A 334-nucleotide genomic window follows, 5' to 3' on the forward strand; every position below is an offset into this window, starting at 1 on the left:
GGCGACCAGCTCTTCAGCGACTACGAGATAGGCTACTACGTAGACTCGGCGGCCAACTACACGCTTGCGGCTGTGGCTGCTGCAAGGACACTCGCCATGAAATTCGGGCGCAAGGCGGATAAGGCCGTCGGCGACCTGAAGATTACCTACAGCCACATGGTGGCCAACTACCTGAAGATGGCAAGCGACCTTCGCAGCGCCGCTCTTCGCGCCGCTCCCGTGAACGTATACGCAGGCGGCATCTCCGTCTCGGACAAGGATACCGTCAAGGCCGACACGGATAGGACAGAGCCGTCGTTCTACCGCAACCAGTTCGACTACCCAGGCAGCACCG

General features: G+C 60.8%; 1 protein-coding gene. It reads left to right on the top strand.

Annotation, left to right across the window (positions count from 1 at the left end):
- Positions 1–96: 96 nt before the first annotated feature.
- Positions 97–334 (top strand): hypothetical protein (locus WC359_15025; GenBank protein ID MFA5401762.1); only part of this gene is annotated, 238 nt, incomplete at its 3' end.

Source organism: Dehalococcoidia bacterium, assembly GCA_041653995.1.
Taxonomy (GTDB): Bacteria; Chloroflexota; Dehalococcoidia; order GIF9; family UBA5629; genus CAIMUM01.